General features: G+C 61.0%; 21 protein-coding genes. 20 read left to right on the plus strand and 1 reads right to left on the minus strand.

Translation table 11 applies throughout. The features are described from left to right. Window positions 1–152 precede the first annotated feature (152 nt). The 9 genes from trpS (at window position 153) to ribF (ending at window position 10029) form a co-directional block, all read left to right on the plus strand. The gene (trpS, locus tag ABGT83_RS05535; RefSeq protein WP_346686375.1) at window positions 153–1199 is read left to right on the plus strand and encodes a tryptophan--tRNA ligase; all 1047 of its coding nucleotides are present in this window, start codon (window positions 153–155) and stop codon (window positions 1197–1199) included. A 288-nt stretch (window positions 1200–1487) separates the two neighbouring features. Further along, window positions 1488–1958 carry a ribosome maturation factor RimP gene (gene rimP, locus ABGT83_RS05540; protein ID WP_103264337.1) on the plus strand — a complete coding sequence of 157 codons (471 nt, stop codon included), beginning with the start codon at window positions 1488–1490 and terminating at the stop codon, window positions 1956–1958. 27 nt (window positions 1959–1985) lie between these two features. Further along, window positions 1986–3206, plus strand: coding sequence for a transcription termination factor NusA (gene nusA, locus ABGT83_RS05545; RefSeq protein ID WP_346686377.1), 1221 nt, complete (start codon window positions 1986–1988; stop codon window positions 3204–3206). Window positions 3207–3231: 25 nt separating this feature from the next. Beyond that, the gene (rnpM, locus tag ABGT83_RS05550; protein WP_346686378.1) at window positions 3232–3507 is read left to right on the plus strand and encodes an RNase P modulator RnpM; all 276 of its coding nucleotides are present in this window, start codon (window positions 3232–3234) and stop codon (window positions 3505–3507) included. Window positions 3508–3524: 17 nt separating this feature from the next. Beyond that, a complete protein-coding gene (gene infB, locus ABGT83_RS05555; RefSeq protein ID WP_103264340.1) occupies window positions 3525–6281 on the plus strand; it encodes a translation initiation factor IF-2 in 2757 nt (918 codons plus the stop codon). Window positions 6282–6615: 334 nt separating this feature from the next. Next, complete coding sequence (gene rbfA, locus ABGT83_RS05560; protein WP_103264341.1) at window positions 6616–7056, plus strand: 30S ribosome-binding factor RbfA; 441 nt, start codon at window positions 6616–6618, stop codon at window positions 7054–7056. A 9-nt stretch (window positions 7057–7065) separates the two neighbouring features. Then, a complete protein-coding gene (locus tag ABGT83_RS05565; protein ID WP_103264342.1) occupies window positions 7066–8112 on the plus strand; it encodes a DHH family phosphoesterase in 1047 nt (348 codons plus the stop codon). Then, on the plus strand, window positions 8109–9122 hold the full coding sequence (gene truB, locus ABGT83_RS05570; RefSeq protein ID WP_346686379.1) for a tRNA pseudouridine(55) synthase TruB: 1014 nt from the start codon (window positions 8109–8111) through the stop codon (window positions 9120–9122). Before ABGT83_RS05565 ends, truB begins: the two co-directional genes overlap by 4 nt. Continuing rightward, entirely contained in the window at window positions 9106–10029 is a 924-nt protein-coding gene (gene ribF, locus ABGT83_RS05575; protein WP_103264344.1) for a riboflavin biosynthesis protein RibF, read from the plus strand. The genes truB and ribF overlap by 17 nt, the downstream gene beginning before the upstream one ends. Before the next feature lie 37 nt (window positions 10030–10066). Here ribF and ABGT83_RS05580 read toward each other — a convergent pair whose 3' ends face one another. Beyond that, a complete protein-coding gene (locus ABGT83_RS05580) occupies window positions 10067–12217 on the minus strand; it encodes an LTA synthase family protein (protein WP_346686381.1) in 2151 nt (716 codons plus the stop codon). Between the two features lie 296 nt (window positions 12218–12513). Here ABGT83_RS05580 and ABGT83_RS05585 point away from each other — a divergent pair, with 296 nt between their 5' ends. From ABGT83_RS05585 to ABGT83_RS05635, 11 genes are all read left to right on the plus strand, one after another. Further along, the gene (locus tag ABGT83_RS05585; RefSeq protein WP_187143253.1) at window positions 12514–14631 is read left to right on the plus strand and encodes a sodium-translocating pyrophosphatase; all 2118 of its coding nucleotides are present in this window, start codon (window positions 12514–12516) and stop codon (window positions 14629–14631) included. A 218-nt stretch (window positions 14632–14849) separates the two neighbouring features. Then, complete coding sequence (locus tag ABGT83_RS05590) at window positions 14850–15632, plus strand: SDR family NAD(P)-dependent oxidoreductase (protein WP_346686383.1); 783 nt, start codon at window positions 14850–14852, stop codon at window positions 15630–15632. 48 nt (window positions 15633–15680) lie between these two features. After that, the gene (locus ABGT83_RS05595) at window positions 15681–17762 is read left to right on the plus strand and encodes an FAD-dependent oxidoreductase (protein ID WP_346686385.1); all 2082 of its coding nucleotides are present in this window, start codon (window positions 15681–15683) and stop codon (window positions 17760–17762) included. A 70-nt stretch (window positions 17763–17832) separates the two neighbouring features. Then, complete coding sequence (locus tag ABGT83_RS05600) at window positions 17833–18450, plus strand: TRAP transporter small permease (RefSeq protein WP_346686386.1); 618 nt, start codon at window positions 17833–17835, stop codon at window positions 18448–18450. Then, a complete protein-coding gene (locus ABGT83_RS05605; protein WP_346686388.1) occupies window positions 18450–19739 on the plus strand; it encodes a TRAP transporter large permease in 1290 nt (429 codons plus the stop codon). The genes ABGT83_RS05600 and ABGT83_RS05605 overlap by 1 nt, the downstream gene beginning before the upstream one ends. Before the next feature lie 69 nt (window positions 19740–19808). After that, a complete protein-coding gene (locus ABGT83_RS05610; RefSeq protein ID WP_346686390.1) occupies window positions 19809–20921 on the plus strand; it encodes a TRAP transporter substrate-binding protein in 1113 nt (370 codons plus the stop codon). A 52-nt stretch (window positions 20922–20973) separates the two neighbouring features. Beyond that, window positions 20974–21825, plus strand: a complete 852-nt coding sequence (locus ABGT83_RS05615; RefSeq protein ID WP_346686392.1) for an acyl-CoA dehydratase activase — start codon at window positions 20974–20976, stop codon at window positions 21823–21825. Next, a complete protein-coding gene (locus ABGT83_RS05620) occupies window positions 21812–23008 on the plus strand; it encodes a 2-hydroxyacyl-CoA dehydratase subunit D (RefSeq protein WP_346686394.1) in 1197 nt (398 codons plus the stop codon). Before ABGT83_RS05615 ends, ABGT83_RS05620 begins: the two co-directional genes overlap by 14 nt. Next, complete coding sequence (locus ABGT83_RS05625) at window positions 22995–24209, plus strand: 2-hydroxyacyl-CoA dehydratase subunit D (RefSeq protein ID WP_346686395.1); 1215 nt, start codon at window positions 22995–22997, stop codon at window positions 24207–24209. The genes ABGT83_RS05620 and ABGT83_RS05625 overlap by 14 nt, the downstream gene beginning before the upstream one ends. A 64-nt stretch (window positions 24210–24273) precedes the next feature. Then, the gene (locus ABGT83_RS05630; RefSeq protein WP_346686397.1) at window positions 24274–25281 is read left to right on the plus strand and encodes a hypothetical protein; all 1008 of its coding nucleotides are present in this window, start codon (window positions 24274–24276) and stop codon (window positions 25279–25281) included. Window positions 25282–25305: 24 nt separating this feature from the next. Next, window positions 25306–25938, plus strand: a complete 633-nt coding sequence (locus tag ABGT83_RS05635) for a TetR/AcrR family transcriptional regulator (protein WP_346686398.1) — start codon at window positions 25306–25308, stop codon at window positions 25936–25938. Window positions 25939–26064: the final 126 nt, after the last annotated feature.

The raw sequence follows: 26064 nt of genomic DNA on the forward strand, positions 1-26064 counted from the left end.
GCCGAGGCTTCCCGATTCGGGCGTTTTTGCGGGGCGCGCGTCCAAAACCGCTATACTGTTGCGGTGCGGATCGGGGTGCTCCGGCCCGCCGATGCGCGGCACCGCCAGGACGTGGCCGCGCCCGTGACCCACCGCAGGTAAGGAATGACGCAATGAGTATCGATAGCTTCGAGGCAAGCCGCAAGCGCTCGGACGAGATCCGCGCCGATCTATCCGTCCATCCTGAGAACTACACCATGCTGACCGGCGACCGCCCGACAGGTCGGCTGCATCTGGGCCACTACTTCGGCACCATTCGCGAGCGCGTCGCGCTCCAAGACATGGGCATCGCCACGCGCATCATCATTGCCGACTATCAGGTGATCACCGATCGCGACACCACCGAGCACATCGCAGACAACGTTCGCAACATGGTTGTGGACTACCTGGCCTGCGGCATCGACCCGGACAAGACCATCGTATTCACGCATTCGGCCGTGCCCGCCCTGAACCAACTCATGCTGCCGTTTCTGTCGCTCGTAACCGAGGCCGAGCTGCAGCGCAACCCCACGGTGAAGTCCGAGATGGAGGCGTCGGGCCATGCGCTTACGGGCCTTTTGCTCACCTATCCCGTGCATCAGGCGTGCGACATCCTGTTCTGCAAGGGCAATATCGTGCCGGTGGGCAAAGACCAGCTTCCCCACATCGAGCAGACGCGTATGATCGCGCGCCGCTTCAACGAACGCTACGCGCAGGTGTTCCCCGAGCCTGAAGGCGTGCTCAACGACGCTGTGGAGATCCCCGGACTCGACGGGCGCAAGATGTCGAAGAGCTACGGCAACGCCATTGCGCTGTCGGCGACCGACGAGGAGACGGCCAAGCTCATCAAAAAGTCCAAGACCGACGCCGACCGCATGATCACCTACGACAAGGAGAGCCGGCCCGGCGTATCGGCGTTGCTGACCACGGCCGCCCTCTGCACCGGGCGCACCGAGCAGGAGATTGCCGACGAGATTGGCGAGTCCGGCGCTGGCGCGCTCAAGAAGTACGTCGCTGAAAGCGTAAACGGCTTTCTGGCGCCCATTCGCGAACGTCGACGCGAACTGGAAGGCGATATGGCCTACATCGAGGACGTGCTACACGAGGGGAACCGCCGCGCCAACGAGATTGCGAATGCAACGCTCGACGAGGTGCGCGAGGCGATGGGCATGGTGTACTGAGCAAGGCTCCGAGCGCTTTCGAGGTGTTGCTCGGACGATCCGAAAATGTGAGGAGATTGCGGGCAGCCCGATCGCATCTCTAGGCAAGTCATGCTGAATATGGTATAAACTACGAAGCAATGCGCGTGGGACGGGTTGGATGTGGCGCGCACCATACTTTCGAGACATGAGAAAGTGGGCTTGCCCCGCTTTCTTTGTTTGTAGGGCCCCGGATGCACGGGGTCAGCAGGATGGAAGAAGACGCCGGCTTCGCTCGAGGAACGAGCGTGCGGCGGGGAAGGAGAAGGCGTGCTCAGCAAGAAGGAACAGCAGCTGCTCGATGCGCTGGCCCCCCGCGCGGAGGCCGAGGGCGTCGAAGTCGTCACCGTGGAGATTGTGGGGGCGAAGAAGGCGCCGACGATACGCGTGTTTATAGACACGCCCGACGGCGTGAGCTTTGACGAGCTGTCGACCGCGCAGGCGTGGATCAACGACATCATGGACGAGCTCGATCCGTTTCCCGGAGCGTATACCCTTGAGGTATCCTCGCCGGGCATCGACCGCCCGCTGCGCACGCTCGATCATTTCGCCCGGTTCGCGAACGAGACGGCCGTAGTGAAGACCACCCAGCCTTGCGAGGGGCGCAGCTCCTGGACGGGGACGATCCTTTCCGCGAAGGAAGGGCTTGTCGTTCTCGACGTGGACGGCGAGTCCGTTCAGATACCGTTCGATACCATCAAACGTGCCCGCTTGAAGGGCGCGATCGATTTCGGCTCCTAGAGCATTCGGAGGAAAGGAAGCGAAAACGTGGCAAGTTCAGAACTGATTGAGGCGCTGCAGGCGCTGGCCCACGAACGCAAGATCGACGAGTTCTACCTCATCGAGCGTCTGGAGCAGTCGCTCGCGAAAAGCTACGAGCGCATTCTGGATCTCGAGTGGGACGCGCGCGTGACCATCGACCGCCAGACGGGTCGCATTTATGTGTATGAACTGGTGCCCGTGGGCGAACCCGACGAGGAGACCGGCGAGTACGAGGAATACGAAGAACGCGACGTCACGCCTGCCGATGTGAGTCGCATTGCCGCTCAGAACGCCAAGGGCGTTATCGCATCCATCGTGCGCGAGGCCGGCCGTCAGTCCATTTTCGAGGAGTTCTCGGACCGCGTGGGCGATCTTGTGACGGGCACGGTCTTGCAGGGCACGCCCGACTTCACCATCATCAAGATCCGCGATGGCGTGGAGGCTGAGCTTCCGCACTACGACGTGAAGCGCAATCCGAACGAGCGCAACGAGCGCCCGGCCGGCGAGCACTACCGTCACAACCAGCGCCTGAAGGTGCTCATCATCGAAGTGCGCGATCCGAATTCCGATGCGCCGAAGATGCGTGGCGAGCAGGCGCGGCCTCCCATCGTCGTGTCGAGGACGCACCCTGATCTTATCCGCCGCCTATTCGAGATCGAAGTGCCCGAGATCTACGACGGGATGGTGGAAATCAAGTCCATCGCCCGCGAGCCGGGCGCGCGCTCGAAGGTGGCCGTCGCCTCCCGTGAGGCGAATCTCGATCCGGTGGGCGCGTGTGTGGGTCCCAAGGGCAGCCGCGTGCGCATGGTGGTTGAAGAGCTGCGCAACGAGCGCGTCGACGTGATCCAGTGGGCCGAGGATCCGGCCGTCTACGTGGCGAACGCGCTGTCGCCGGCCAAGGTCACGCGCGTGATGGTGGACGAGGAGAATCATTACGCCACCGTCATCGTGCCCGATGATCAGCTGTCGCTCGCCATCGGCAAGGAGGGGCAGAACGCGCGTCTGGCCGCGCGCCTCACAGGATGGCATATCGACATCAAGAGCACGAGTTTCACCGGCGAGCCGCTCGCCGCATCCGACGGCAATATGCTCATCGATGAGGCCGAGATCGACGATGACGAAGCGGGGGTGTGCGCGTTCGTGGGCGAAGACGGCGTCCGCTGCCGCAACCATGCTCGTCCGGGCAGCCGGTACTGCGGCGTGCACGCCGAGTTCGACGAGGCATAGGTCGAAGCAGGAGAGGGGCGGTTCCATGGCGACAACGAAGCGGCAGCGCAGCTGCATCGCATGCGGGAAGCTGGCCGGCAAGGCCGAGCTCATGCGCATCGTGCGCGACCCGTTCGGCGTCGTGTCGTTTGACAAGACCGGCCGTGCGCCGGGCAGGGGGGCGTACGTCTGCTCCGAGGAGTGCTTCGCCGCCGCATGCAAGAAGAAAAAGCTCGACCGGGCGCTCAAGGCGACGCTCGGCAGCGACGAGTACGACAGGATCGCCGCCGACGTCGCAACGCACGCGCGCGAAGCGAGATAGAAGTAGAGGAGTGGTATATGGCCAGCATGCGAGTACATGAGTTGGCGAAGGAATTCGATATGTCGAGCAAGGAGCTGCTCGACAAGCTGCAGCAGATGAAGATCCCCGCGAAGAGCCATGCGAGCATGCTCGCGGACGCTTACGTCGATAAGATACGCAAGAACCTCGAGCCCGAGATCAAGCAGCGCGCGGGCAAGCTGGAGGATGAAGAGGCCAGAAAGCTGGCTGAAGAGCAGGCCGAGGCCGAGCGCAAGCGCGCCGAGGAGGAGCGCGCCCGTCGCGAAGCCGTGGAGCAGGAGCGTGCCGCCCGCGAGGCCGAGCGCGCGCAGCGCGCCGAGGGCTCGTCCGACGATGAGAGCGGCGCGGGAGCCGATGGTTCCGACAAGCCGAAGAAGGCGCCTGCATCCTCGCCGTTCGAGAGCCTGGCAAGCCAGATCGAGAGCGAGAAGGAGCGTGTCGCCCGCGAGGCCGCCGAGGCCCGAGCCCGAGCCCGAGCCGCCAAGATGGCGGCCGAGGTCGCCAAGAAGCAGGCGGTGGAGGAGGCGCTGCGCAACCGCAGCTCAAAGGGCTCCAAAAGCGCAACAGCAGTGCAGAACGCCAAGAAGCCTGCACCGGTCTTGGGCGCGAAGAAGCCCGCATTCGACTCGCTGCTTTCTCAGATCGAGGCCGAGAAGCAGCGTATCGAAGCCCAGAAGCAGGCGCATCCCGCCGCCGGCGCGCGCCGCGGCGCCAAGCCCGAGCGTCCAAAGAAGGGCAAGAAGGGCGCATCGCACTTCGAGCAGGTTGTTCCTGAGCTGGAGATGCAGCAGGTTTCAGGCGAAGACCGCTACGCCCAGATGGCCGTGCAGGCCGAGAAGCTGCAGCGGGACAAGGTGCTGGCCGAGGCTCGCGCTGCCGTAGCTGCCGCCACCTCGCACGAAGGTGAGGGCCGCCGCAAGAAGCGCAAAGAAAAGCGCGAAGCCGAGAACCGCGAGCGTCTCGAGCTCGAGGCCATTGAGAAGGGTCTCGATCCCACGCTCGTCCTCGACGATTCCGTCGTGGAGATACCTCAGGGCGCTACGGTGGCGAAGTTTGCCGAGATCCTCGGCGTACAACCCAACGACGTCATCAAGCGCCTGTTCATGTTGGGCCAGGTGCTTACGCTCACCCAATCCATGGGCGACGAGCTGGTGGAGCTCATCGCCGACGACATGGGCCGCAAGGTGCGTGTCGTGTCTCCGGAAGAGGAGTACGCAGTCGTCTACCACGATCGCGATGAGGACCTCAAGCCCCGTCCGCCCGTCGTCACCGTCATGGGCCACGTCGACCACGGCAAGACGTCGCTTCTGGACGCCATCCGCGACACGGGCGTTGCCGCGGGTGAGGCCGGCGGTATCACGCAGCACATTGGCGCGTCGGTTGTGAACATCGACGGTCGCAAGATCACGTTCATCGACACGCCGGGACACGAGGCGTTCACGGCCATGCGCGCCCGCGGCGCCCAGGTCACCGACGTCATCGTGCTCGTGGTGGCCGCCGACGACGGCGTCATGCCGCAGACCGTCGAGGCTATCAACCACGCGAAGGCGGCCAACGTGCCCATCGTGGTGGCGGTGAACAAGATCGACAAGCCGGGTGCGAACCCCGACCGCGTGCGTCAGGAGTTGACTGAATACGAGGTCATTCCCGAAGAGTGGGGCGGCAAGAATATGTTTGTCGAGGTGTCCGCGAAGCAGAAGCTGCACATCGACGATCTGCTGGAGACCATCCTTCTGCAGGCGGATGTGCTCGAACTCAAGGCGAACCCCGACGCCGAGGCTTCCGGCTTCGTCATCGAGGCGAATCTGGACAAGGGCCGCGGACCGGTGGCCACCGTGCTCGTCCACCGGGGCACGCTTCATCCGGGCGATGTCGTGGTGGCGGGCGCCTCCTACGGCCGCGTCCGTGCGCTCATCGATCCGCGCGGCAAGCATGTGGACGAAGCGCTACCGGCCGACCCGGTGGAGATCCTCGGCCTCAACAGTGTTCCTACCGCCGGCGACGAGTTCCGGGTGTTCGAGGACGAGCGCGACGCCCGCAAGCTGGCCGAGGAGCGCGCGCTGCGCGCCCGCCTGGCCGAGCAGGAGACGAAGTCTCATGTGAGCCTGGACGACCTGTTCAGTCGCATCGAGGAGGGTAAGCAGACCGACCTGAACCTCATCGTGAAGGCCGACGTGCAGGGCTCTATCGAGGCGCTGCGCGACGCGTTCGAGAAGATGGACCAGTCCGAGGTGCGCATCAACATCGTGCACTCGGCCGTGGGCGGCATCACCGAGACCGACGTCACGCTGGCCTCCGCCTCCGACGCCATCATCATCGGCTTCAACGTGCGCCCCACGGGCAAGTCGAAGGTGCAGGCCGAGAAGGAGAAGGTGGACATCCGCCTGTACCGCGTCATCTATCAGGCTATCGAGGAGATCAACGCCGCGCGCGTGGGCCTCTTGTCCCCCGACATCGTGGAAGAGGATACCGGCATCGCCGAGGTGCGCGAGACCTTCAAGGTGCCGAAGGTGGGCACCGTGGCCGGCTGCTACATCGTCGAGGGTGAGTTGCACCGCGACGACAAGGTGCGTATCGTACGCGACGGCACCGTGATCTTCGAGGGCGTCATGGCATCTTTGCGCCGCTTCAAAGACGACGTGAAATCCGTGAAGCAGGGCTACGAGTGCGGTATCGGCATCGAGAAGTTCCAGGACCTCAAGGTGGGCGACACCATTGAGGGGTACGTCGTGAAAGAAGTCGAGCGCACGGAATAGCGAGAAGGACCTGCTCCGCGAAGCGCCCAGCAATGCTCAGTCGCTCGGCAGTCCTGCTCGCGCGAAACCTCTAGTGGACGTTTCGACTCGTGCGGAACTCGCTTGGTGGGCACCGCCGGACGCCCCGCTATGGCAACTTTGCGGTTACCGTGACGGGGCGTCCCTTTTCGACCGCTCCCCTCGCGGTATGCTGGACCTAAGGGCTGACGTTGGATGCCGAGGTCGCTCGGTTAGCTAGAAGCCCTTTTTGTCATCCTGATCGTGTGAAGCGAGGCGAAGGATCCAGCGCAGCGCTGACTGGAAACGAAATGCCTCTTCGGAAGGAGATGGGACCATGAAGCAGAGTTCATCGAACCGCAAGGTCAACGAGCAAGCGCGCGAAGTGATTGCGAGCATCCTTTTGTTCGAGATATCCGATCCGCGTCTTGAGCTGGTTACCATTACGGGTTGCGAGGTCAGCTACGATCGCAGCGTATGCAACGTGTTCTATACCACCGAGCCGGAGCGTTATGACGACGTGGCGGCAGCCTTTCAGAAGGCGTCGGGAGCTATCCGATCGTTGATGGCGAAAAAGCTTTCGTGGAGGGTTGCGCCCGAGCTGCGTTTTTTACTGGATACGAGCGTGGATCAGGCCGAGCGCATTGCCACGGCGCTTGAGCGGGATGCGGTGCGCAACAGGAAACCCATCGACGTTCAAAGCGATGTGCCGGCCGATGCCGATGCGTTCGCCGAACATGAGGTCGAAGCTCAGGCTTCGGCCGAGCGTGACGAATAGGAGGCGCCGATGGCGGTCACGCCCCAGACGAACATTGATCTTCCCTCCGTTGCGCGTTTCCTTGCGTCCCGCGACGATTTTGTCATCTGCGGGCATGTGAGCCCCGATGGGGACTGTCTTGGCTCTCAGTTGGGGCTGGCCGCCGCTTTGCGCTCGCTCGGCAAACGTGCGACCTGTCTGCTGGCGAAGGACGAACCCGTCGATACGCGGCTCGGGTTCTTGCCCGGCATCGCGGATATGGTTCCGGCCTCGTCGTTTTCGGGCGAGGCGGTCACGTTTGTCGCGGTGGATGTGCCCACGCGCGAGCGCATGGGAGAGGCCGCTGCGGCATTGCTCGACCGCTGTGCTGCATCGCTCACGCTCGATCACCACGCTGCCGATACCGCGATGACCGAATTGGCGTACGTTGATCCGGAAGCTGCATCCGTTACGATGCTCGTGTGGGAAGTTGCGCGCCTTATGAGAGCGGATCGCGTGGGCGATGTGGCTACGTGCTGCTATACAGGCCTTGTGACCGATACGGGCCGCTTCCAGTATCAGAACACCGACCGCGCAGCGCTCGCTGCTGCTGCGGACATGGTGGGCGCAGGCGCCGATCCGTCTTCAGTGTCACGCGAGGTCTTTCAGAACCGCAGCTTGGCGTCCATCCGCCTTGAGAGCATTGCTGTCGATCGCATGGAGCTGGAGGCTGGCGGCTCCGTCGCGCTAAGCTGGCTCTCATTGGCTGATTTCGCTGCCTTGGACGCGGTCAAGGCTGATGCAGAGCCCGTCATCGATGCGCTGCGCTCGGTGGCTGGCGTGCGGGTTGCCTGCGTGCTGCGCGAGCAGGACGATGTCGTACGCGGCAGCATCCGCGCGAAGGATGATACCGACGTCGCCGCCATTGCTCGGCACTTCGGCGGAGGCGGCCACCGGGCTGCCGCCGGTTTTACGCTCAAGCGCTCGCTCGAGGAAGCGCGCGGCATCGTGCGCAGGGTGCTCGTCGAGGCTGTCGGCGCTGGTTGCGACCGGGCGGTTGATGCAGTCCGTCCATCCGAGGAGGCGCGCCGGGCGTGAAGAGGGGGACGTCGGGGCGTTCGCTTGTCGTCGGAGTGAACAAGCCTGCCGGCATGAGCTCGCATGATGTTGTGAACCGCTGCCGATCGATCTTCGAGGAACGGCGCGTGGGGCACACGGGGACACTCGATCCCATGGCGACCGGTGTGCTTCCCGTGTGCGTTGGCCCGGCGACGCGGCTGGGGCCGTATCTGACCGGCCACGACAAGCGCTATCGTGTAGCGGTCGCCTTCGGTGCGGGCACCGACACCGACGATGCCGACGGTGCCGTGGTGCGGACGGCGCCGGTGCCGAGGCGCGTGCTTGACGAGGGGTTCGCCGCTGCATTCGTCGCCGGGCTCGTAGGTTCTCGCAAGCAGATGCCTCCTGCTTATTCCGCCGTCAAAGTGGGCGGCAGAAAGTCGTACGAAGCTGCCCGGGCCGGCACCATCATCGACCTTGCGCCGCGCGATATCACCGTGTACGATGCGCGGCTCTTGGCTGTGCGGGAGGTCGGTGCACGCGATTATCCCGTGTGGGACATCGAATTCCACGTGTCGAAGGGGACCTATATTCGTGCGCTTGCCCGCGATGCGGGCCTGGCGCTCGGGTGTCCGGCGCACGTTGAGGCGCTTGAGCGCACGGCAATCGGCATGCTCGGACTCGAGGAGTGCGCGAGCCTCGAGGCTCTTGCCGAGCTGAAGGATCGTGCTGCGCTCGATCCGGTGCGTCTGCTGGGCGTTCGCTTCGCCTTCGCATCGAAGGACCTGGCGGGAAAGGCCGCGAACGGAGCGCAGCTGCCGTCAGCCGCGTTGGAGCTGTTCGAGCGAAGGACATCGCCGCTTTCCGCGGAGTTCTGCGCCTGCACGGCGGGTGTGCGGGAGAGCCTCGAGCCTCCTGCAGATGGCGAGCTTGTCGCACTTGTCGCGGAAAACCGACTTGCGGCGTTGTACGAGTACGATGAGGCGCTCGGCTGGTACCGGGCGCGGTGTGTGTTTCAGACGGGGGTGTCTCGTGGCGGAGATCTATAGAGTCGACGCATCGTTCGACCACAGCTTTTTCAAGGACTCGTCGTGTGCCTTCGGCGTTTTTGACGGCGTGCACCTGGGGCATCGTTTTCTGCTTGGCTGCGCGCAGAAAACAGCACGCGAGAGCGGCGGAAAGAGCATTGCGCTCACGTTCGATATTGACCCCGACGAGACCTTCCATCCCGAGCGCTTGAAGAAGCTTATGGGAAACGACGAGCGTCTCGCCATGCTTGCAACGACGGGGGTCGATGCTGTTGTGATACTTCCGTTCACACGGGAGTTCGCTGCGTCGAGTCCTGAAGAGTTCCTTTTGCAGACGTTCGACGGTACTCCTCCTGCATTCCTGCATGTAGGATTCGATTTCAAATTCGGCGCTCGTGCTGCGGGCACGGTCCGGGATCTTGATGCGTGGGCTTCGAACATGGGAACGCAGGTGTGCGCGCATGGCCTCAAGAGCGAGGATGGCGCGCCCATCACGGCCACGCGCATTCGCCTGCTTTTGGCGGAAGGTGATATCGAGGAAGCGAATCGCCTGTTGGGTCGCCTGTACTTCATGACAGGGACGGTCTCTCCGGGACGCGGGGAAGGGGCCGACTTCGGTTTCCGCACGGCCAATCTGACGGTGCCCGATCAGTTGCGCCCGCTCAGCGATGGCGTTTACGCTGCCTGGGCCGATGTCGACGGCGCCCGATTCAAGGCTGCTGTGAACGTCGGCGTGGCGGCGACGTTCGCCGATCGTGCCACGGCGACCTGCGAAGTGCATCTGATCGATTTCGACGGCGATCTCTATGGCAAGCGCGTGAAGGTGGAGTTTGCGCACTGGTTGCGCCCCATGCGCAAGTTCGACGACCTTGACGAGCTTATCGCGACGGTCAAGGATAACATAACCTGGGTGAAGGAGAACCTGTAGAACGTCCTTTCCGCTTTCGGCTTCTGCCGAAGGATCTTTACGAAGGTCCGACGGCGTCCAGCCATTGGGGGGAGCGTTCTGAAGATTTCTCGAACAGGTTGCCGTATTGCACGATGGCGTAGGCGTTCAGGGCATCGTCGACGTCGGTCTGCTCGCCAAACCAGTGCCAAGAACCGTCGGCTGTGAGGAAGCCGTTGAGGTTAATGGCGGGTATGCGCTCGCTCGTGGTCAGCAGGAAGCTCTGGTAGCTCGTCAGCGGCAGGCCGGCAACTCCTGCAAGGCGCGCTCCCAGGTAGTTGAGGCTCGTGCGCTGCCCACACGGGGCGAGGGCTGTGCAGGCGTCGCCTTTATCGTCGGGGGCCGGGTTGTCGTTCGCGTCCATGGGCTCTGCGGCGAGCGGAGCAGCGCCGTTCTCGAGCGCCTTCTCGTTTGCCCATATCAAATAGGGGACAGTATAGCGTTCCTGCACGGCTTCCAATCCGATTTCATCGGCGGTGGAGCCGTCATGGGTGGCCTCGAATAGCCAGTCGCTGAATCCGGGTTGGTGGTCGCCGAAGAAACAGAGCACGACGGGACGATCAAGCCCGTCGAGCCGCTCGGTCAAATACGCCAGATCCTGATCGGCCTGACGGATGCAGCTTGCGTATTCGTCGAGGTCGGTAGATTCCGATCCGTCGGCCAGCGGCACGGAGACGGCCAGCTCCTCGCCGATCCCTCCCGTGTCGTATCCTCCATGATTCTGGATGGTGACGTCGAACACGAACTGCGGTCCGACCTCCTCGGCGAGGAGGTCGAGCACGTAGTCGTACGTCGCGCGGTCGGTGGTGAGGCCGCGCAGCGTGTCCGCGCCGCCGAACACTGATATGTCGGAGAACTCGTCGAAGCCGAGCTGCGCATACACCCGGTCACGGCGCCAGTTTTCGGCTTCGGCCGGATGGACGGCGTGGGTGCCGTAGCCGAGCGCCGACAGATACGACACGAGGCTTTCCGTGCCGTCGAGGTCGTAGAGCACGTACGGATACACGCCGCCGCCGAGATGGCCCATGCTCGAGCCGGTGAGGAACTCGAACTCGCTGTTGCATGTGCCGCCGCCCAGCGCCGAGACATATGCTTCGCCTGCATCGAGGGCCGATGCCGCGATGTCGTAGTACGCAGCGGGCCGTGCCTCGGTTCCAGCCAGTCCGGGGTAGCGCGAGAGATCTGCGAATGTCTCGTTCATGATGGCGATGACGGAAGGCGGTTCTTGATCGGATACGCGCTGCGCCGGCACGGGTGCGTGGGCGGCTAGCAGCTCGTCGGCGGTCTGCGCGTCATAGCCTTCGGGGCGGGTGGGGGAGAGGTCCTGGGCGCGCTTGAGGAAGCAGAGGGCTGTTCCCTGCTCGGCGTAGGATTCCTTCACGCCCCAGACGTCCACGGTGCAGCCGTAGGCATCCTCCAGATTGCACGAGGTGATCCATATTCCGAATCCGGCCGCCACCACGAAGGCGGCCGTTGTGCTGAGGGCTGCACGTCGAATGGAAAGCCGCACTTTTGGTACGAACGCGAGCAGCGTGCAGTACCCCGCGAGCATGACGATACATTCGAGGAGACGAGCGTCGAGCAGGTAGGAATAGCCTGAGCCCACCGATGCCGCCGTCGAGAGGGCGAAGAGGTCGGCGGGCACCACGGGCTGACCTTTGAACAGGATGACGTAGTGGTTTGCCGCGCCCGCGATGAAGCAGGCTGCGAGGAAAGCGGCCACTGCGGCGCGCGATTGCTGTCCGAGCGCGTAGACGAGCGCGAAGAGCGCGGCGAGCACGCACAGGTTGACGAGGATATAGTACGGGTCGATGCTTAAAAACCCCTCGTTCGACGGTCGCTCTATAAGGTAGAAGCTCAAGGGCACGGCGAACGCGATAAGAAGGGGTCGCGCTCGCTTCCAGCCTGCCAGGGCGCGCGTGGAGCGTCGTTCGCGCAGAAGCAGGGCTGCTCCGCAGAGCGCCAGGCAGAAGATGGACGCCGCTGTGCCGAAGACGGGTGCGTCCACGCCTCCCAATGCCGCGTACAAGCCGATCGACGCCGCTACGACGAAGCAGGCGACCGCGGCGGCGATGGAATTGCGCGCGGGTCGGGGGCTCGTTGTTGCGGCGTTGGCTCCATATGCCGAGTTCGCAGCGGACGCTGCGCTGCTGCCCGGTGATGATGACATGAAACGCTCCTCGAACTGGGTGCGGAAAGACTGCTGTTTCGTTTTCGAAGTGCACAGTATAACCGTTCGGCAGGCGTGTGCGCTCGTGTCCGCATGCCAGCGGTTGCTCGCACCGGTGCGCCGACCGGGGTTTTTGTTCTGCAGCCCAAAAAACTGCGATTCGGACTTCACATTACCTGCAAATCCCCTAAAATGAGGCAGTTGCGATCTTCCCACCTCAATGCCCGGTGCGAAGGCCGCATCGGTTCGTGTCGGTCAAATCAAGGAGGAATCACGTGACTACTGCAGTCGCATGGATGGCTCCCGTGTGCGCCCTGATAGGCATCTGCATGGCGGGCTACCTCGGATCGTGGGTGCTTCGGCAAGACCCCGGTCCGGACAAGATGAACAACATCTCTATCAAGATCCAGCAGGGCGCCAAGGCGTTCCTCATGAGCGAGTACAAGCTGCTCGTCATCTTCATGGTGATCGTGGCCGTCGTGATGGCTGTGGCACTGTCGCCCATCACGGCGCTCGCGTTCGTCACGGGCGGCGTCATGTCGGCCGCCGCGGGCTATGTCGGCATGCACGTGGCCACGCGCGCAAACACGCGCACCGCGTACGCCGCCGAGGAGTCGGTGGCCAAGGCGCTGAACATCAGCTTTAAGTCCGGCCTTACGATGGGCTTGTGCGTGGCGTCGTTCGCGCTGCTGGGCCTGTCCCTGTGGCTCATCGCCATGGTGTTCGGACTGGCCATGGGCGTGGACATCAACGCCGAGCTCGCCAACCTCATGCACACGAACATCGGCATGGTGGAGGGCTTCGCTACCGGCGCTTCCGCCGTAGCGCTGTTCGCCCGTGTGGGCGGCGGCATCTACACGAAGGCGGCCGACGTGGGCGCCGACCTCGTGGGCAAGGTCGAAGCGGGCATTCCGGAGGACGACCCTCGCAACCCTGCCACCATCGCCGACAACGTGGGCGACAACGTGGGCGACGTTGCGGGCATGGGCGCCGACCTGTTCGAGAGCTATACGGGCGCGATCCTCGCCCCCACTATCCTGGCGGCCACGTTCGGCGCGCTGGGCGGCTACTTCGCCACAGGCGACCTCGTGTGGGCGCTCGTCACGCCCGTGATCATCGCGGGTTGCGGCATTATCACGTCCATCATCGGCCTGTTCGCTGTGCGTGCCAAGGAGGGCGCGGCGTTGCACAAGGCGCTCAACCGCGGTACGTATCTGGCTGCCGGCATCGAGATTATCGTAATCTTCTGCCTGTTCTACATCTGGAGCACCCAGTCTGTCGAGGCGCAGCCTCTGTGGCTGTTCGGCTCGGTATTGTGCGGCCTTGTCGCAGGTCTTGCCATAGGCAAGATCACCGAGTACTTCTGCTCCGATAAGTACAAGCCGGTGCACAAGATCGCCGACGCGGCCGATACCGGCGCGGCGACGGTCATCATTGAGGGCATCGGCACGGGCATGCTCTCCACCATCGCGCCCATCGTATTGGTGGCGCTCGCTATTATCGGCGCGTTCACGTTCGGCAATATGGCATTCCCGCTTGCCTCCGCCGAAGGCGGCATCGCCGTGGGCCTGTTCGGCGTGGGCCTGGCCGCGACGGGCATGTTGTCCAACACGGCCATCACCATCGGCGTGGATGCCTACGGTCCCGTGGCCGACAACGCGGGTGGCATCGCCGAAATGGCGGGCCTGCCCGAGGAAGTGCGCGATCGCACCGACGCTCTGGACGCCGTGGGCAACACGACGGCCGCCATCGCAAAGGGCTTCGCCATCGCATCCGCGGGCCTGTCGGCTATCTCGCTGTTCGTGTCCTACCAGGCCACGATGCATCACGCCATCCCTCAGTTCGAACTGACGCTCACCGACCCGCTCATTGTGGCAGGTATCTTCATCGGCGCGATGATGCCGTTCATGTTCGCCGCCCTCACCATGGGCGCGGTGTCGCGTGCGGCCCACGCGATGGTGGAGGAAGTGCGCCGCCAATTCCGTGAGATCAAAGGCATCATGACCTACGAGGCCGAGCCCGAATACGACAAGTGCGTGGCCATCTCCACGTCCTCGGCGCTGCGCGAGATGATGCTGCCCGGCATCTTAGCCATCATTGTGCCGGTCGCCATCGGCTGCTTCAACCCGGCCATGCTCGGAGGCTTCCTGGCAGGCGCCGTGGCTACCGGCATGCTCATGGCCATCTTCATGTCTAACGCCGGCGGCGCATGGGACAACGCGAAGAAGTACATCGAGCAGGGCCATCACGGCGGCAAGGGCTCCGAGGCCCACAAGGCCGCCGTCGTGGGCGACACCGTGGGCGACCCGTTCAAGGACACCTCGGGCCCGTCCATGAACATCCTGATCAACCTGATGACCATCGTGTCGTTGACGTTTGCCCCGCTGTTCATCATGATCCAGGGTATTCTCTAGGCTTAACGCCTTCTCATCTGGTTTAACGAGCCCCGGCAAAGCGCCGGGGCTTTTTTATGCAACGACGCATTGCAATCCTTGCTCGAACCGGACTGGTCAAATCTTGCCATTTGGTGAACGGTTGCTTCAGCTCCGCGCCTTGACGTCCTGTCTCCCCGTGTGTATTTTAGAACATGTTACGTAACATGTTCTGTTATACCAAATCGAAGGGGGCGAAGATGGGAGAACTAGAGGGCCGCGTGATCGTGGTGACCGGTGCTTCGAAGCCTGACGGCATCGGAGCTAAGGCCTGCCAACTCTTTATCGAACGAGAGCCCGACTGCCAGATTGTTGTTCTGGACATCTTGGAGGATCGTGTGCAGGAGTGGGCTTCGGCACACGAGAACGTGACGAGCATTCGCACCGACGTCTCCAATAAAGAGTCCGTGGTTTCTGCAAAGAATCAGGTTATCGAGCGTTTTGGTAAGGTGGACGCTTTAGTGTGCGGTGCGGCATATCAGGGTCCCGGAAGCCTTCCTCTGGAAAGCCTCTCCGCGGAAAGCTGGAAAGCATGCGTTGACGTCAACTTGAACGGCACGTTTTTTTGCTGCCAGGCGTTCGGCCGCGAGATGCTCGACAAAGGCGGCTCGATCGTCAACATCTCCTCGATGGGAGGTCTGAACCCGATATTCCTTTCGGGATCGTACAGCCCCTCCAAGGCTGGCGTGATCATGCTGTCGAAACAGCTTGCGGGCGAGTGGGGCCCGCGCAAGGTCCGCGTTAATGTGGTCGCTCCGGGGCACACCTACACCGATATCAACCGCGAGCGCATCGACAAGCCCGGTGCTCGTGAAAAGCGCAACGCCATGACCCCGCTCAGGCGCGTGGGCGAGCCTGTCGATCAAGCCAACGCCATATATTTCCTGTCCAGTGACGAGGCTGACTATATCACAGGCGCAGTTCTCGTGGTGGACGGCGGCATGACTGTCAACACGCTCGCCCCGCTGATGTCCGCATTCTAAAGCAGCTGTGTTTTTATCGGCCGGTTGTGCGAAGAAGGGGGATCTGTCTTGAGGACGACATTCGACATGCTGCTTTCGCCGATCGAGGTAGGGGGCAGGACGCTTAAAAACCGCATTGTTAAAACGGCTGCAGGCAGTAGGTATTGGTCGAGCGAAGGTTTTGTCACCGATCGAGTCAAGGCTTTGTATGACAAGATCAGCCAGGGCGGCACGGCATTGGTCTGCGTGGACACGATGTCGTTCATGCCCTGGGGAGATGCGAAGTTTACCATGGGTGGCGTATTCGATGACAAGTTCATGCCCGGATTGAAGGAGCTCGTCGACCTTGTCCATGCAAATGGAGCGCTCGTCGTGGGGCAATTGCATCATCCAGGTCCGGCGGACTTCACGGACCCTGTCGGCCCTTCTGCGCTGACCGATGAGGAGATGCCTCTGAATGACCCTGTTCCGCGGGCTCTTTCGCTCGAAGAGATCGAAATCATGAAAAAGCATTATTTTGCCGCAGTGCGCAGGCTTGTGGAAGCGGGTTTTGACGGTGTGGAGGTTCATGCTGCGCACAGCTACTTCATGGCAAGTTTTCTGACCCGGGTATGGAACAAGCGAACCGATCGCTACGGTATCGGTTCGTTCGAAAATCGAACCCGTCTGCCGCGCGAGATCATGCGCGGCGTCCGCGCAAACAGCCCCGAGGGTTTTTTGATGGGGGTGCGTTTCAATGGTATCGAATTCGGTCACGAGCGTGCCATGACCATCGAAGAGTCCTGTCAGATCGCCAAGCTATTCGAGGCTGAAGGCGTCGATTACATCTCTGTCACCGGAGAAGGGTTCGGCCGGATGCTCTCTCCGATGCTCTATCTGCCCGTTGACTATTTTCCCTATCCGGAGCCTGACGAGTTCATGAAACCGTACATGAAAGATTTCGAGGGCGAAGGAACGCTCATTCCTGCTGCCGCGGCAATAAAGCAAGCGGTACATGTGCCGGTGGTATGCGTGGGCCGCCTCGATGAAAAGAAGGCAGAGATAATTCTATCCGAGGGCAAGGCCGACTTGGCTGGCTTCAATCGCGCGCTGTGGGCAGATCCTGAGATGCCTCGCAAGCTCATCGAGGGACGTCCTGAAGACATCCGGCATTGCACGCGTTGCGGCACGTGCGAAGGCGGGGGGAAGATCGCCACAATGGGGCCGCGCGTTTGTCGCGTCAACCCTGCTCTTGGCCGTTACGACCGGGATCCCAAGCCTGCTGCTGTAATAAAGAAGGTGGTTGTGGTGGGCGGTGGCCCTGCGGGTATGGAGGCCGCTTGCACGGCTGCCGCCTGCGGGCACGAGGTGGTGCTGTACGAGAGGAAATCGAGAATCGGCGGTCATCTGCCCCTGGCTTCCCTGATCAAGGGCTCTTCTTTGGACAACGTCGATGCAATACTCGATCACCTTGTCCACATGGTCGATAAGCTTTCCATCACGGTGAAAACCGGCGTCGAGGCGACAGCGGAGACTCTTGTAGTCGAAGCGCCCGACGCGGTAATCGTTGCGTGCGGTGGACGATATGAGATCGTGAGTCCAAAAGGGGCGACACGGCGCAACAGCACGGACGTCGATAAGCTTCAAAGGATGTCCGACCTGCCGCTTCGCCTGTTCGGCGCCAGCTTCGTCGGCGCGGCTTCCAAGATGCTTCTGCCTGGCGTGGGAAATAACGTCGTCGTAATCGGGGCCGGCATGCCCGGGTTGCAGGGGGCACTTTGGCTCAAAAAGCGAAATCGCTCGGTAACGGTCGTAACGTCGGGCGAGGAGGTGGCTGAGCAGATGCCGCCGCGCTATCGCAATCGACTGCTGCCCTGGTTCGAGAAAAACGGCGTCGAGGTTATCACTGGGGTGTCGAGTATTGAACTCTCGAACGAAAAGGCGACTCTGGTCTCGAAAGCGGGCACGCGGGTTGTCGCGTGCGATACGGCGCTGTCCCTTCCCGGTATGTCTGCCGCACGAGAGCTCTTTGAGGCTGTTCGCGCTCTCGGCATCGAGGCGCACATTGCAGGATCTGCGCGCGATGACGGGAATGATCTCATTGTCGATGCTATCCGCGACGGTCGCGAAGCCGGATTGGCCGTGTCGAGCTGCGATGATCAGGATTGCTGATCGCAGCTTGAAACAAGGAAGAAAAGGGCCCTTGTGCATCACGGGAGTGCCTTTTGGAAAGGACGCAGCAATGGAAGATGCAAATGTTACATCCAAGAAGAAGCTTGCTCCTCTCGCATGGATCGATGGCCACTTCGAGGAGGCCATCCTCATACTGCTTCTGATCGCTATCTGCATTGTGGAGTTGTTGCAGGTCATTGCAAGGAATGTGCCGTTCATGCCAACGCTCACCTGGGCTGAGGAGTTCTGCCGTTTTGCCTGGATCGCTACGGTGTTTCTGTCGCTTCCCTATACCATCCGCACGGTCACGACACTTCGGGTCACCGCTCTCATCGAGCTGATGCCGTGGAAGGCCCAAAACGTGTTCACCTTTCTGGTGGATGTCTTTACGTTTGTGATGCTTGCGGTGCTCTCGTGGGGCGGTGCGGGCGTTCTGGAAAGCATCGTTGCGAGCGAAGAGAGTTCTCCTGCGATGATGCTGCCCATGTGGATTATGTACGTCATCGTCTTGGCTGGTTTCGTGCTCGGTGCGGTGCGCAGTCTTCAGATGGCAGTCATTCATCTCAGGTGCATAAAGGTGCCTCCCGTAAGCAGCGTCGAACAGGTGGCAGAGCAGGAAGCGGCTGCGGGGCTGCGTACCGCTCCTTCCAGCGCGGACACTGAGGCTATCGAAGGGGGGCGAGGGTAATGCCGGCAGTGCTTGTATTTGCAGTGTTTCTAATCGCCACCGCGTTGGCGGTGCCTATCGGCATTGCGATGGTGGCGGGATCGCTCGCGCCCATCGTGTTCGCGGGATCCGGAGGAAGCATCCCTCAGTTGATCAACAACGCCTTTTCGGGAGCGAATTCCACGCCCATCCTCGCGGTGCCGCTCTTCATCTTCGGCGGCATCATCATGGCGGAGGGCGGCATCTCGAAGAAGCTGTTTAACTTCTTCGCGTTCTTTGTGGACCGCTTCCCTGGCGGCGTGCCCTGCGCGGTTATTCTAACCTGTCTGTTTTACGGAGCTATTTCCGGTTCCGGTCCCGCAACGGCTGCAGCGGTAGGCGCCATGTGCGTGCCGTTTTTGATCAGCTTGGGCTATGACCGCAAATGGAGTGCTGCGATTATTGTGGTGGCAGGCGGTTTGGGCGTCATTATCCCGCCGTCGATTCCGTTCGTTCTGTATTCGTTGGCAACAGGCGTTTCGACCGGTTCTCTTTTCATCGGCGGTATCTTCCCGGGTATCCTCATCGGCTTGTGCATGATGATTTACAGCATCGTTTATTGCAAGCGCAAAGGCGAAGATCGCGAACGCATCGAAAGCGCGATGGAGGAGATCAAGGGCAAGGGCTTCATCCATCTGTTCCTTGATAGCGTGCCGGCGCTGTTGTGTCCGGTCATCGTTTTAGGCGGCATCTACGCCGGTTTCGTCACGCCGACCGAAGCGGCCTGCGTGAGCGTGTTCTACGCGCTATTCGTTTCGCTGTGCATCTACAAGACCATCAAGATATCCGAAATCAAAGACATTATGGTCACCGCGGTACGCACATACGGCGGTTTGGCGTTTGTGCTTGCGTTCGCCACGGCATTCGGGCGCGTGCTTGCACTGACGGGGGCTTCCTCGGCTATCACTGCATTCATCACGAGCACGTTCGGTAACGTGTGGGTCGCCCTGACGGTGCTGACCGTTCTGTTCCTGATCTTGGGAATGGTGATGGATACAGGTCCGGCCATCATCATCCTAGCTCCCATCCTGCTGCCTGCCATGCAGGCGATGGGTCTTGATCCGGTGCATTTCGGCGTTGTGCTGGTGTGCTGCTTGTCCGTCGGCCTTGCAACGCCGCCATTCGGACTCAACCTGTTCGTCGTCTCGAATATCGCGGGCGAAAAGCCGATGGCTATCGCGCGTCGCTCGGTGCAGTTCATCGCGGCGTTTCTGATCGCGCTCATTGTGATCGTGTACGTTCCTTGGCTCTCGACATGGTTTTTGAGCTAAGGCTTGGTTTCGTTGGTTCAAAGCCAATGAGATAGAACGGTTGGAAAGGGTATTGAAAGGAGTGGGGAAATGCAAACGATTGAGAAAGCCCGGCGAAGTGGTCGTATGGCGAAAATTGGCGTCGCTTCGGCGCTGGCCGCCTCCTTGGCATTGGGAGCGTTGGGTCTTGCCGGATGCGCAAGCGACAAGGGGGGTTCGCAAACGAGCGGTGCATCTTCCGAGGAAGGTGAATACGCCGATCTTGCACCGACGACCTTGATTCTCGCCGACTGCGCAAGTCCCGGATCCGCGGGCAATCTCTGGTCTGAAGAGTTTACCGGTCGGGTAAGCGAGATCACAGAAGGCAAGCTCACAATCGACTACCATGGCAACAGCGAGCTCGGCGGCGACGTCGATTTGATTCGCCAAGAGCAGAGCAACGACATCCAGATGGTCGTCTCCCAGCCTGCCCCGATTGTGTCGTTCATCCCCGAACTTGCTGCATTTGATCTGCCGATGGTGTTCGCGACAAGCGAGGCCGAACGCATCGAGGGCGTGCTGAACGGCGAGAACGATTTCACAACGGCGCTGCAGAAGGCCTATGGCGAGGGCGGGCTGTACAACCTGGGCTTCCTCCAGGACGCGACCTTCCGCCTGGCAACATCGAACAGGGCCCTGAACAGCTTGGACGACTTCAAGGGCTTCCAGGTTCGCACGATGGAGAACAACAACCACATGGCGTTCTGGCAGGCTCTCGGCGCTGAGCCGACTCCGCTTGCGTTCAGCGAGGTGTACTTCGCCCTGCAGAACGGCACGGTAGATGGGCAGGAGAACCCCACCGACACGGCGGTTGGCGCGAGTCTTCAGGAGGTTCAGGGCTATCTGTGCCGTACCAACCACATCTTGTCCTCGTACAACATGAGCATCAACAAGGAAGCATGGGATGCTCTTGATGCGAAGTACCAGGCTGCTGTCAAGCAGGCATTCGAAGAAGCCACGCGCGAGATCGGTTCGCAGCTGAGCGACCTTGATGCCACGAGCACGCAGACAATGCTCGATGCCGGTATGGAGCTTATCGAATATGACGACAGGTTCTTCGAGGACGTCCTGGCTCTCGATGGGGTGCGGGATCTGTATAAGAGCATCAGCGAGCAGACCAACGGCGTGAGCAACATGCTCGTCGCCGAGCTTGAGAAAAGCTAGGCTTCGCGCGATGAAGTGAAACAGGTCGAGTCGTACGGATAGGAACGGTGCTGTGTACGGATTGGGAATTGATATAGGATCCACCGCCTCGAAAGCCGTCATCGTCAACGAGAGGCGCGAAACGGTCGGTTCGTCGGTATGTGCTTTGGGCGCTGGCACCAGCGGCGTAGACCAGGCGTTGTCCGCTCTGTTCGAGCAAACGAGCCTTGCTTGGGATGACATAGCCTATAGCGTCGCGACTGGCTATGGGCGGCAACGTTTCAACCGGGCAGATAAGCAGGTAAGCGAGATTAGCTGCCATGCGAAAGGCGTGAGCCTGCTTCTGCCCGGCGTCCGTACGATCATTGATATTGGGGGACAGGACGCCAAGGCGCTGCGCCTGAGAGCGGACGGCGCACTTGACGAGTTCATCATGAACGAGAAGTGCGCTGCCGGTACGGGTCGGTTCCTCGATGTGATGGCGCGCGTCGTTGAGAGCGATGTGTCGTTGCTCAGTGAGCTTGACGGGCAGGCTGATTTGCCGGTGGAGATCAGCTCGACGTGCACGGTATTCGCCGAGTCCGAGGTGATATCGCGCCTTGCGGAGGGCGAGCCCATTCCTAACATCGTGGCGGGCATTCATCGATCGGTGGCGAGGAGGGCGGCAAGCCTCGTCCGCCGATTGGGTCCTGTCGAGGGCCCGGTCGCCATGAGCGGCGGCGTGGCCCGCAACCAAGGTGCGGTTCGGGCTCTTGAAAACGAACTCGGGGTAGCTATAGAGATTCCCGATAGCTGCCAACTGAGCGGTGCGTTGGGGGCCGCTCTGTTTGCGATCGAAGCGCTGGGCAAGGGTAGGATCCGCTCGGTGGCGGCAGGGCCCGTCGCCGGCAGGGAAGCAGGAGGACTATACGATGTCAGATATTGAGGATATCCTTGCGCAATTGCGCGAGGGTGCGGAGCATCCTTGGCGTGCGGTCGAGCAGGCCAAGGCCGAAGGACGGGCCGTGGCAGGATGCGTGCCCTATTTCTTTCCGCTTGAATTGGTGCACGCCGCCGGCATGCACCCGATCGAGCTATGGGGCGGGGGCTCGTCGACGGGTGCCGCTGGAAGCTACTACCCGGCGTTCTACTGCTCTCTCCTGTTCACCCTGATGGAGCGGGTGCTCGATGGTAGCTACGACGATTTGGACTGCGTCATCGTTCCCACTACGTGTGATGGGTTGCGAAACCTCGAAGAAAACTGGAAGTTCGCGCGTCCCGATGCGGCCATCATCGATGTTGTCCAACCGACCGTTCGCACTACGCCTGAGGCCCATGCATATATGGTGCAGCAGCTGCATCGCGTGGCCGAGCGACTCGAAACGATTACGGGTTCCCGCATCACGGAGCGGGCAATGCGTACGAGCATCGCTCTGTACAATCGCCAGCGTGCAGCGTTGCGACGGTTCTCTGCGCTTGCCGCCCGGCATGCCGACAGCATCGCTCCGTGTATGCGGCAGGCGGTCTTCGCGGCTGCTCGAAGCATGGCTGTAGAAAGACATACGGCACTGGTCGAACAGCTCGACGATGCGCTGGCGGCGCTGTCCGTGCATGAGTTTCCGGGCATTAAGGTCGTACTGACGGGAGTGCTCGTCGATTCGCCTTCTTTGCTCGTCGAGCTGGAGAAGAACGGGATCGCGGTGGTGGGCGATCTCACGATTTCCGAGTCGGCTCGCTACAGCCACGATGTTCCCGGACGCGTCGACCCGTTCGATTCGCTTGCCGCGCTTTGGGAGCGCGTCCGGGGCGTGTCCGTCGCGCTCGACCCGCTCAAGGAACGAGGCGAGCTGCTTGCCGCGCTCGTGCGCGAGCGCGGCGCAGACGGGGTCGTGATGTGTTCGGTCAAGTTCTGCGAGGCGGAAGAGTTCGACGTGCCGGTTATGAAACAGCAGCTTGAAGCCCAAAACATCGCATTGCTTGTGCTGGAAATGGAGTCGCAGGAAGTTGCAAGCGAACAGGCCGCGACACGCATACAGGCTTTCGCCGAGATGCTCGGAGATCGCTCGGGCACGGGCTTTTGCGCAGCGGATTCACGGGAGGGGTGTGCACGGACTCATGAAAACGGTTAAGACGAAAAGTCGCGCGCGCGAGCTTATGCGTGCTCAGATGGGCGATATCTACGAGGAGATTCGCGTGGCCAAAGCGGCGGGAGATCCCATCTGCTACTCGACCTCCAACTTCGCCAAGGAGCTGTTTGAGGTGATGGGCATCAAGGTGGTCTATCCCGAGAACCATGCTGCTGCGGTTGCGGCAAAGAAGGGCGCCGAACTGTTTTGCGAAAAGGCGGAGAGCTTGGGGTATTCTTCCGATCTCTGCTCGTATGCGCGCATCAGCATCGGGTTTGACGAGCGCGATGAGGATTTCGGGCACGGCCTTGATATTCCAGCACCGGATTTCCTGTGCGTGAGCAACAACATTTGTTCGACGGTGAACAAGTGGTACGAGAACCTAGCATGGAAATACGATATTCCGATGATCATGCTCGATGTTCCCTACAGCACGCAGGCCGACTACGAGCCGGCGAAGATCGAGTACGTGAAAAGCCAATTGCAGGGAATCGTCGAACGGCTTGAAGAGGTCACCGGCAGAACCTTCGATTACGACCGTTTTCAAGAGGTTCTCGAGACTTCGAGCGAGAACGGACGTTTGTTCCAAGAGGCAATGGATCTCATCGGTCAGACCGTTCCGTCGCCGGCGAGCGCGTTCGACGAGTACAACTTTATGGCGCTGATGATTGTCGCCCGCGGCAAGAAAGAGACCACCGAGGCGTTGAAACTCTTCATCGGGGAGCTGCAGGAGCGCATCGCGGCGGACGAGACGACATTTCCAGGCGAAGAGCGGTATCGGATCATGTGGGACGGCTTGTGCTGCTGGCCGTATTTGCGCCAGAATTCGACTTCGCTTGCCGAAAAGGGTATCAACATGGTGGGAACGCCGTATACCGGCAACTACGGCACCACGTTCGAAGACCTTTACGAGCTGTGCGTGTCGTATTCCAGCACGAACAACGCAACGGGCGTCCAGATCGGAGCGGATTACCGCAGCGGTCTGTTGGATCGCTATCAATGCGACGGCGTTTTGTGCAACGTTATGCGCAGCTGCAAGCCGTGGGTGGGTATCATGTTCGAGATGCAGCGCCAGCTCAGAAACCGCTTCGGGCTGCCGTATACCATGTTCGATGCAGATCAGGCAGACCCGCGCGTGTTCTCGGAAGCGCAGTTCGAAACCCGACTGCAGGGGCTTCAGGAGGCGATGGAGGCACGCAGCTGATAAGGGGCGGGCGGCACACGGTCGCTGCGCTGCCGGATAACGCATTCGATCAAAGGGGGACATAATGCCTGCAATCCTGAACAATCGAACACTGGATGGGCGCGTCGATGCGGGCGCGATGGGCTATCGGCTGGAAAAAGCAGCTGCCTCCTGTTCTAACGACGACAGGGCGATGGGTGCGGAATGCAGCTGCAAGGCGCCCTCGGCCGATTCCCGCAACGAAGAGACATGGGCGATGTTGGCCGAGCATGCGGGTTGGGATTCCAAAATGTGCACACTGGATCTCGATAAGGCGACGACGGCGATCCGACGCGCTTTAGCAGCGGATCCCGAAGGAGGAGCGGCCTTGGCGGCGCACGTGTATCATGCTCGCAAAAGCCAAATCGGCTTGATGCTCGAGGCTCATTCGATGATGCCTTCGTACGAGAGCGCGAAGCATGTGCACGAGACTATGCTTGCATGGTTGCGATTGCTTGAGGAAACATCTCCGCTTAGATGCGACATCGTCAAACACGAGATTGCGCTCTGCGACATGATGTGCGCCCGCTCTCGGAAAAGCGTCGTTCCGGCTGATCGGCTGGTATATGTCGCATACGCCTCCTTCAATCGCAAGGAAGGTTATGGGGCGACGTTCCATCGAGCGCTTGATGCGAGGATCGAGGAAGGTCATGCTCGCAAGGAAGCTCTCAAGAAGGATGCGCGGGATCGCGCAATGCATCGAAGGATTTCGTATCAGGCCTGGACGGACTGCGAGCAGCCGGACCTAGAGGCTCGGCGCGAGCGCCTGATCGGTGATGCCGCTCGATTGCAAGCGGATATTCGGTCGATTGCAGGCTTAGCCGATACAGGCTATTACAGACAGCAGATCCATGAACTCGAACAGCGGTTTTCCGTATTGAAAGAACTTAATCTCATGAAAAAACACAGAATCAAGGCGCAGATCGATTGTTTGAACGGTAAAATCGATCGAATCGAAAATGAATTCGCCCCTCTCTTGAGGACGTTGCGCGAAGATGCTGCGAGTACTCGGAGGCTTGTCTCGGAGATTGACTGCGCGTTGGCGAATGAGTGAGCCAAAGAAGGATGTTGTTGCATAGTGGCAAAACAGGCGTTCATGGAGCAGCCCACGACGTTTCTCTCCAAACAGGATGCGCGTTCTGCGCTCAGCAGGCAGAAGCTGATGGAAGCTGTTGTCCGAATCGTCCAGACTCAGGGCATTGCAGGTCTTAACGTGCGTGCCATTTGCAAAGAAGCCGGTCTTTCGACGGGAGCGTTCTACCACCTGTTCGACAGCAAAGAAGAAGTGATCGGATACTATCTGGTGTACACCTTCAGGCGCTACGAGGCTGAATCGCTCGTCGGCATCGAAAACATGACAGCATCGCAGAAGGTGCGCAATATATACCAGCATATGGTGAAATGTTACGAAGAGGCGGGTTGGGAGTTTATGACGGCGTTCTATACGCCGACCAATCCGGTGCTCGATTATCGGAATCGACCCAAAGAAAATGCTGTGGTGCTCGATAAAGCATGCGAGTATCTGGTCGAGGGACAACGGGAAGGAACCATTCTTCCTGATCTTGATTTCGAGGAAGTGAAGATCGAGATCGCTTCGATTTCTACGGGCGTTATGTTCTACTGGTGCGCATTTCACGGCGATTTGGATGCTGCAAGTTTGATCGATCGAAAACTTGCGAGCTACTTGTCAACGATCGAGGTGAAAAACTGAAGCAGTTCCCTGGGGGTGTCTGCTGTTGATTTTGGAAAACTCGGCTGCGATCGGCAGGCCCGAACTTGGTTCCGCATCCTGCAAACGGACAAGCCGGGCTGCTGCGCAGCGCAGAGGCGAATGCTA

The organism is Enteroscipio rubneri, from assembly GCF_963929405.1.
Taxonomy (GTDB): Bacteria; Actinomycetota; Coriobacteriia; order Coriobacteriales; family Eggerthellaceae; genus Enteroscipio; species Enteroscipio rubneri.

Bases quoted from the DNA above. Each gene is read 5' to 3' on its own strand.
- trpS (WP_346686375.1), top strand. From the start codon at position 153: ATGAGTATCGATAGCTTCGAGGCAAGCCGCAAGCGCTCGGACGAGATC.
- rnpM (WP_346686378.1), top strand. From the start codon at position 3,232: ATGGCGACAACGAAGCGGCAGCGCAGCTGCATCGCATGCGGGAAGCTG.
- infB (WP_103264340.1), top strand. From the start codon at position 3,525: ATGGCCAGCATGCGAGTACATGAGTTGGCGAAGGAATTCGATATGTCG.
- rbfA (WP_103264341.1), top strand. From the start codon at position 6,616: ATGAAGCAGAGTTCATCGAACCGCAAGGTCAACGAGCAAGCGCGCGAA.
- ABGT83_RS05565 (WP_103264342.1), top strand. From the start codon at position 7,066: ATGGCGGTCACGCCCCAGACGAACATTGATCTTCCCTCCGTTGCGCGT.
- ABGT83_RS05580 (WP_346686381.1), bottom strand. From the start codon at position 12,217: ATGTCATCATCACCGGGCAGCAGCGCAGCGTCCGCTGCGAACTCGGCA.
- ABGT83_RS05585 (WP_187143253.1), top strand. From the start codon at position 12,514: ATGGCTCCCGTGTGCGCCCTGATAGGCATCTGCATGGCGGGCTACCTC.
- ABGT83_RS05590 (WP_346686383.1), top strand. From the start codon at position 14,850: ATGGGAGAACTAGAGGGCCGCGTGATCGTGGTGACCGGTGCTTCGAAG.
- ABGT83_RS05600 (WP_346686386.1), top strand. From the start codon at position 17,833: ATGGAAGATGCAAATGTTACATCCAAGAAGAAGCTTGCTCCTCTCGCA.
- ABGT83_RS05605 (WP_346686388.1), top strand. From the start codon at position 18,450: ATGCCGGCAGTGCTTGTATTTGCAGTGTTTCTAATCGCCACCGCGTTG.
- ABGT83_RS05610 (WP_346686390.1), top strand. From the start codon at position 19,809: ATGCAAACGATTGAGAAAGCCCGGCGAAGTGGTCGTATGGCGAAAATT.
- ABGT83_RS05620 (WP_346686394.1), top strand. From the start codon at position 21,812: ATGTCAGATATTGAGGATATCCTTGCGCAATTGCGCGAGGGTGCGGAG.
- ABGT83_RS05625 (WP_346686395.1), top strand. From the start codon at position 22,995: ATGAAAACGGTTAAGACGAAAAGTCGCGCGCGCGAGCTTATGCGTGCT.
- ABGT83_RS05630 (WP_346686397.1), top strand. From the start codon at position 24,274: ATGCCTGCAATCCTGAACAATCGAACACTGGATGGGCGCGTCGATGCG.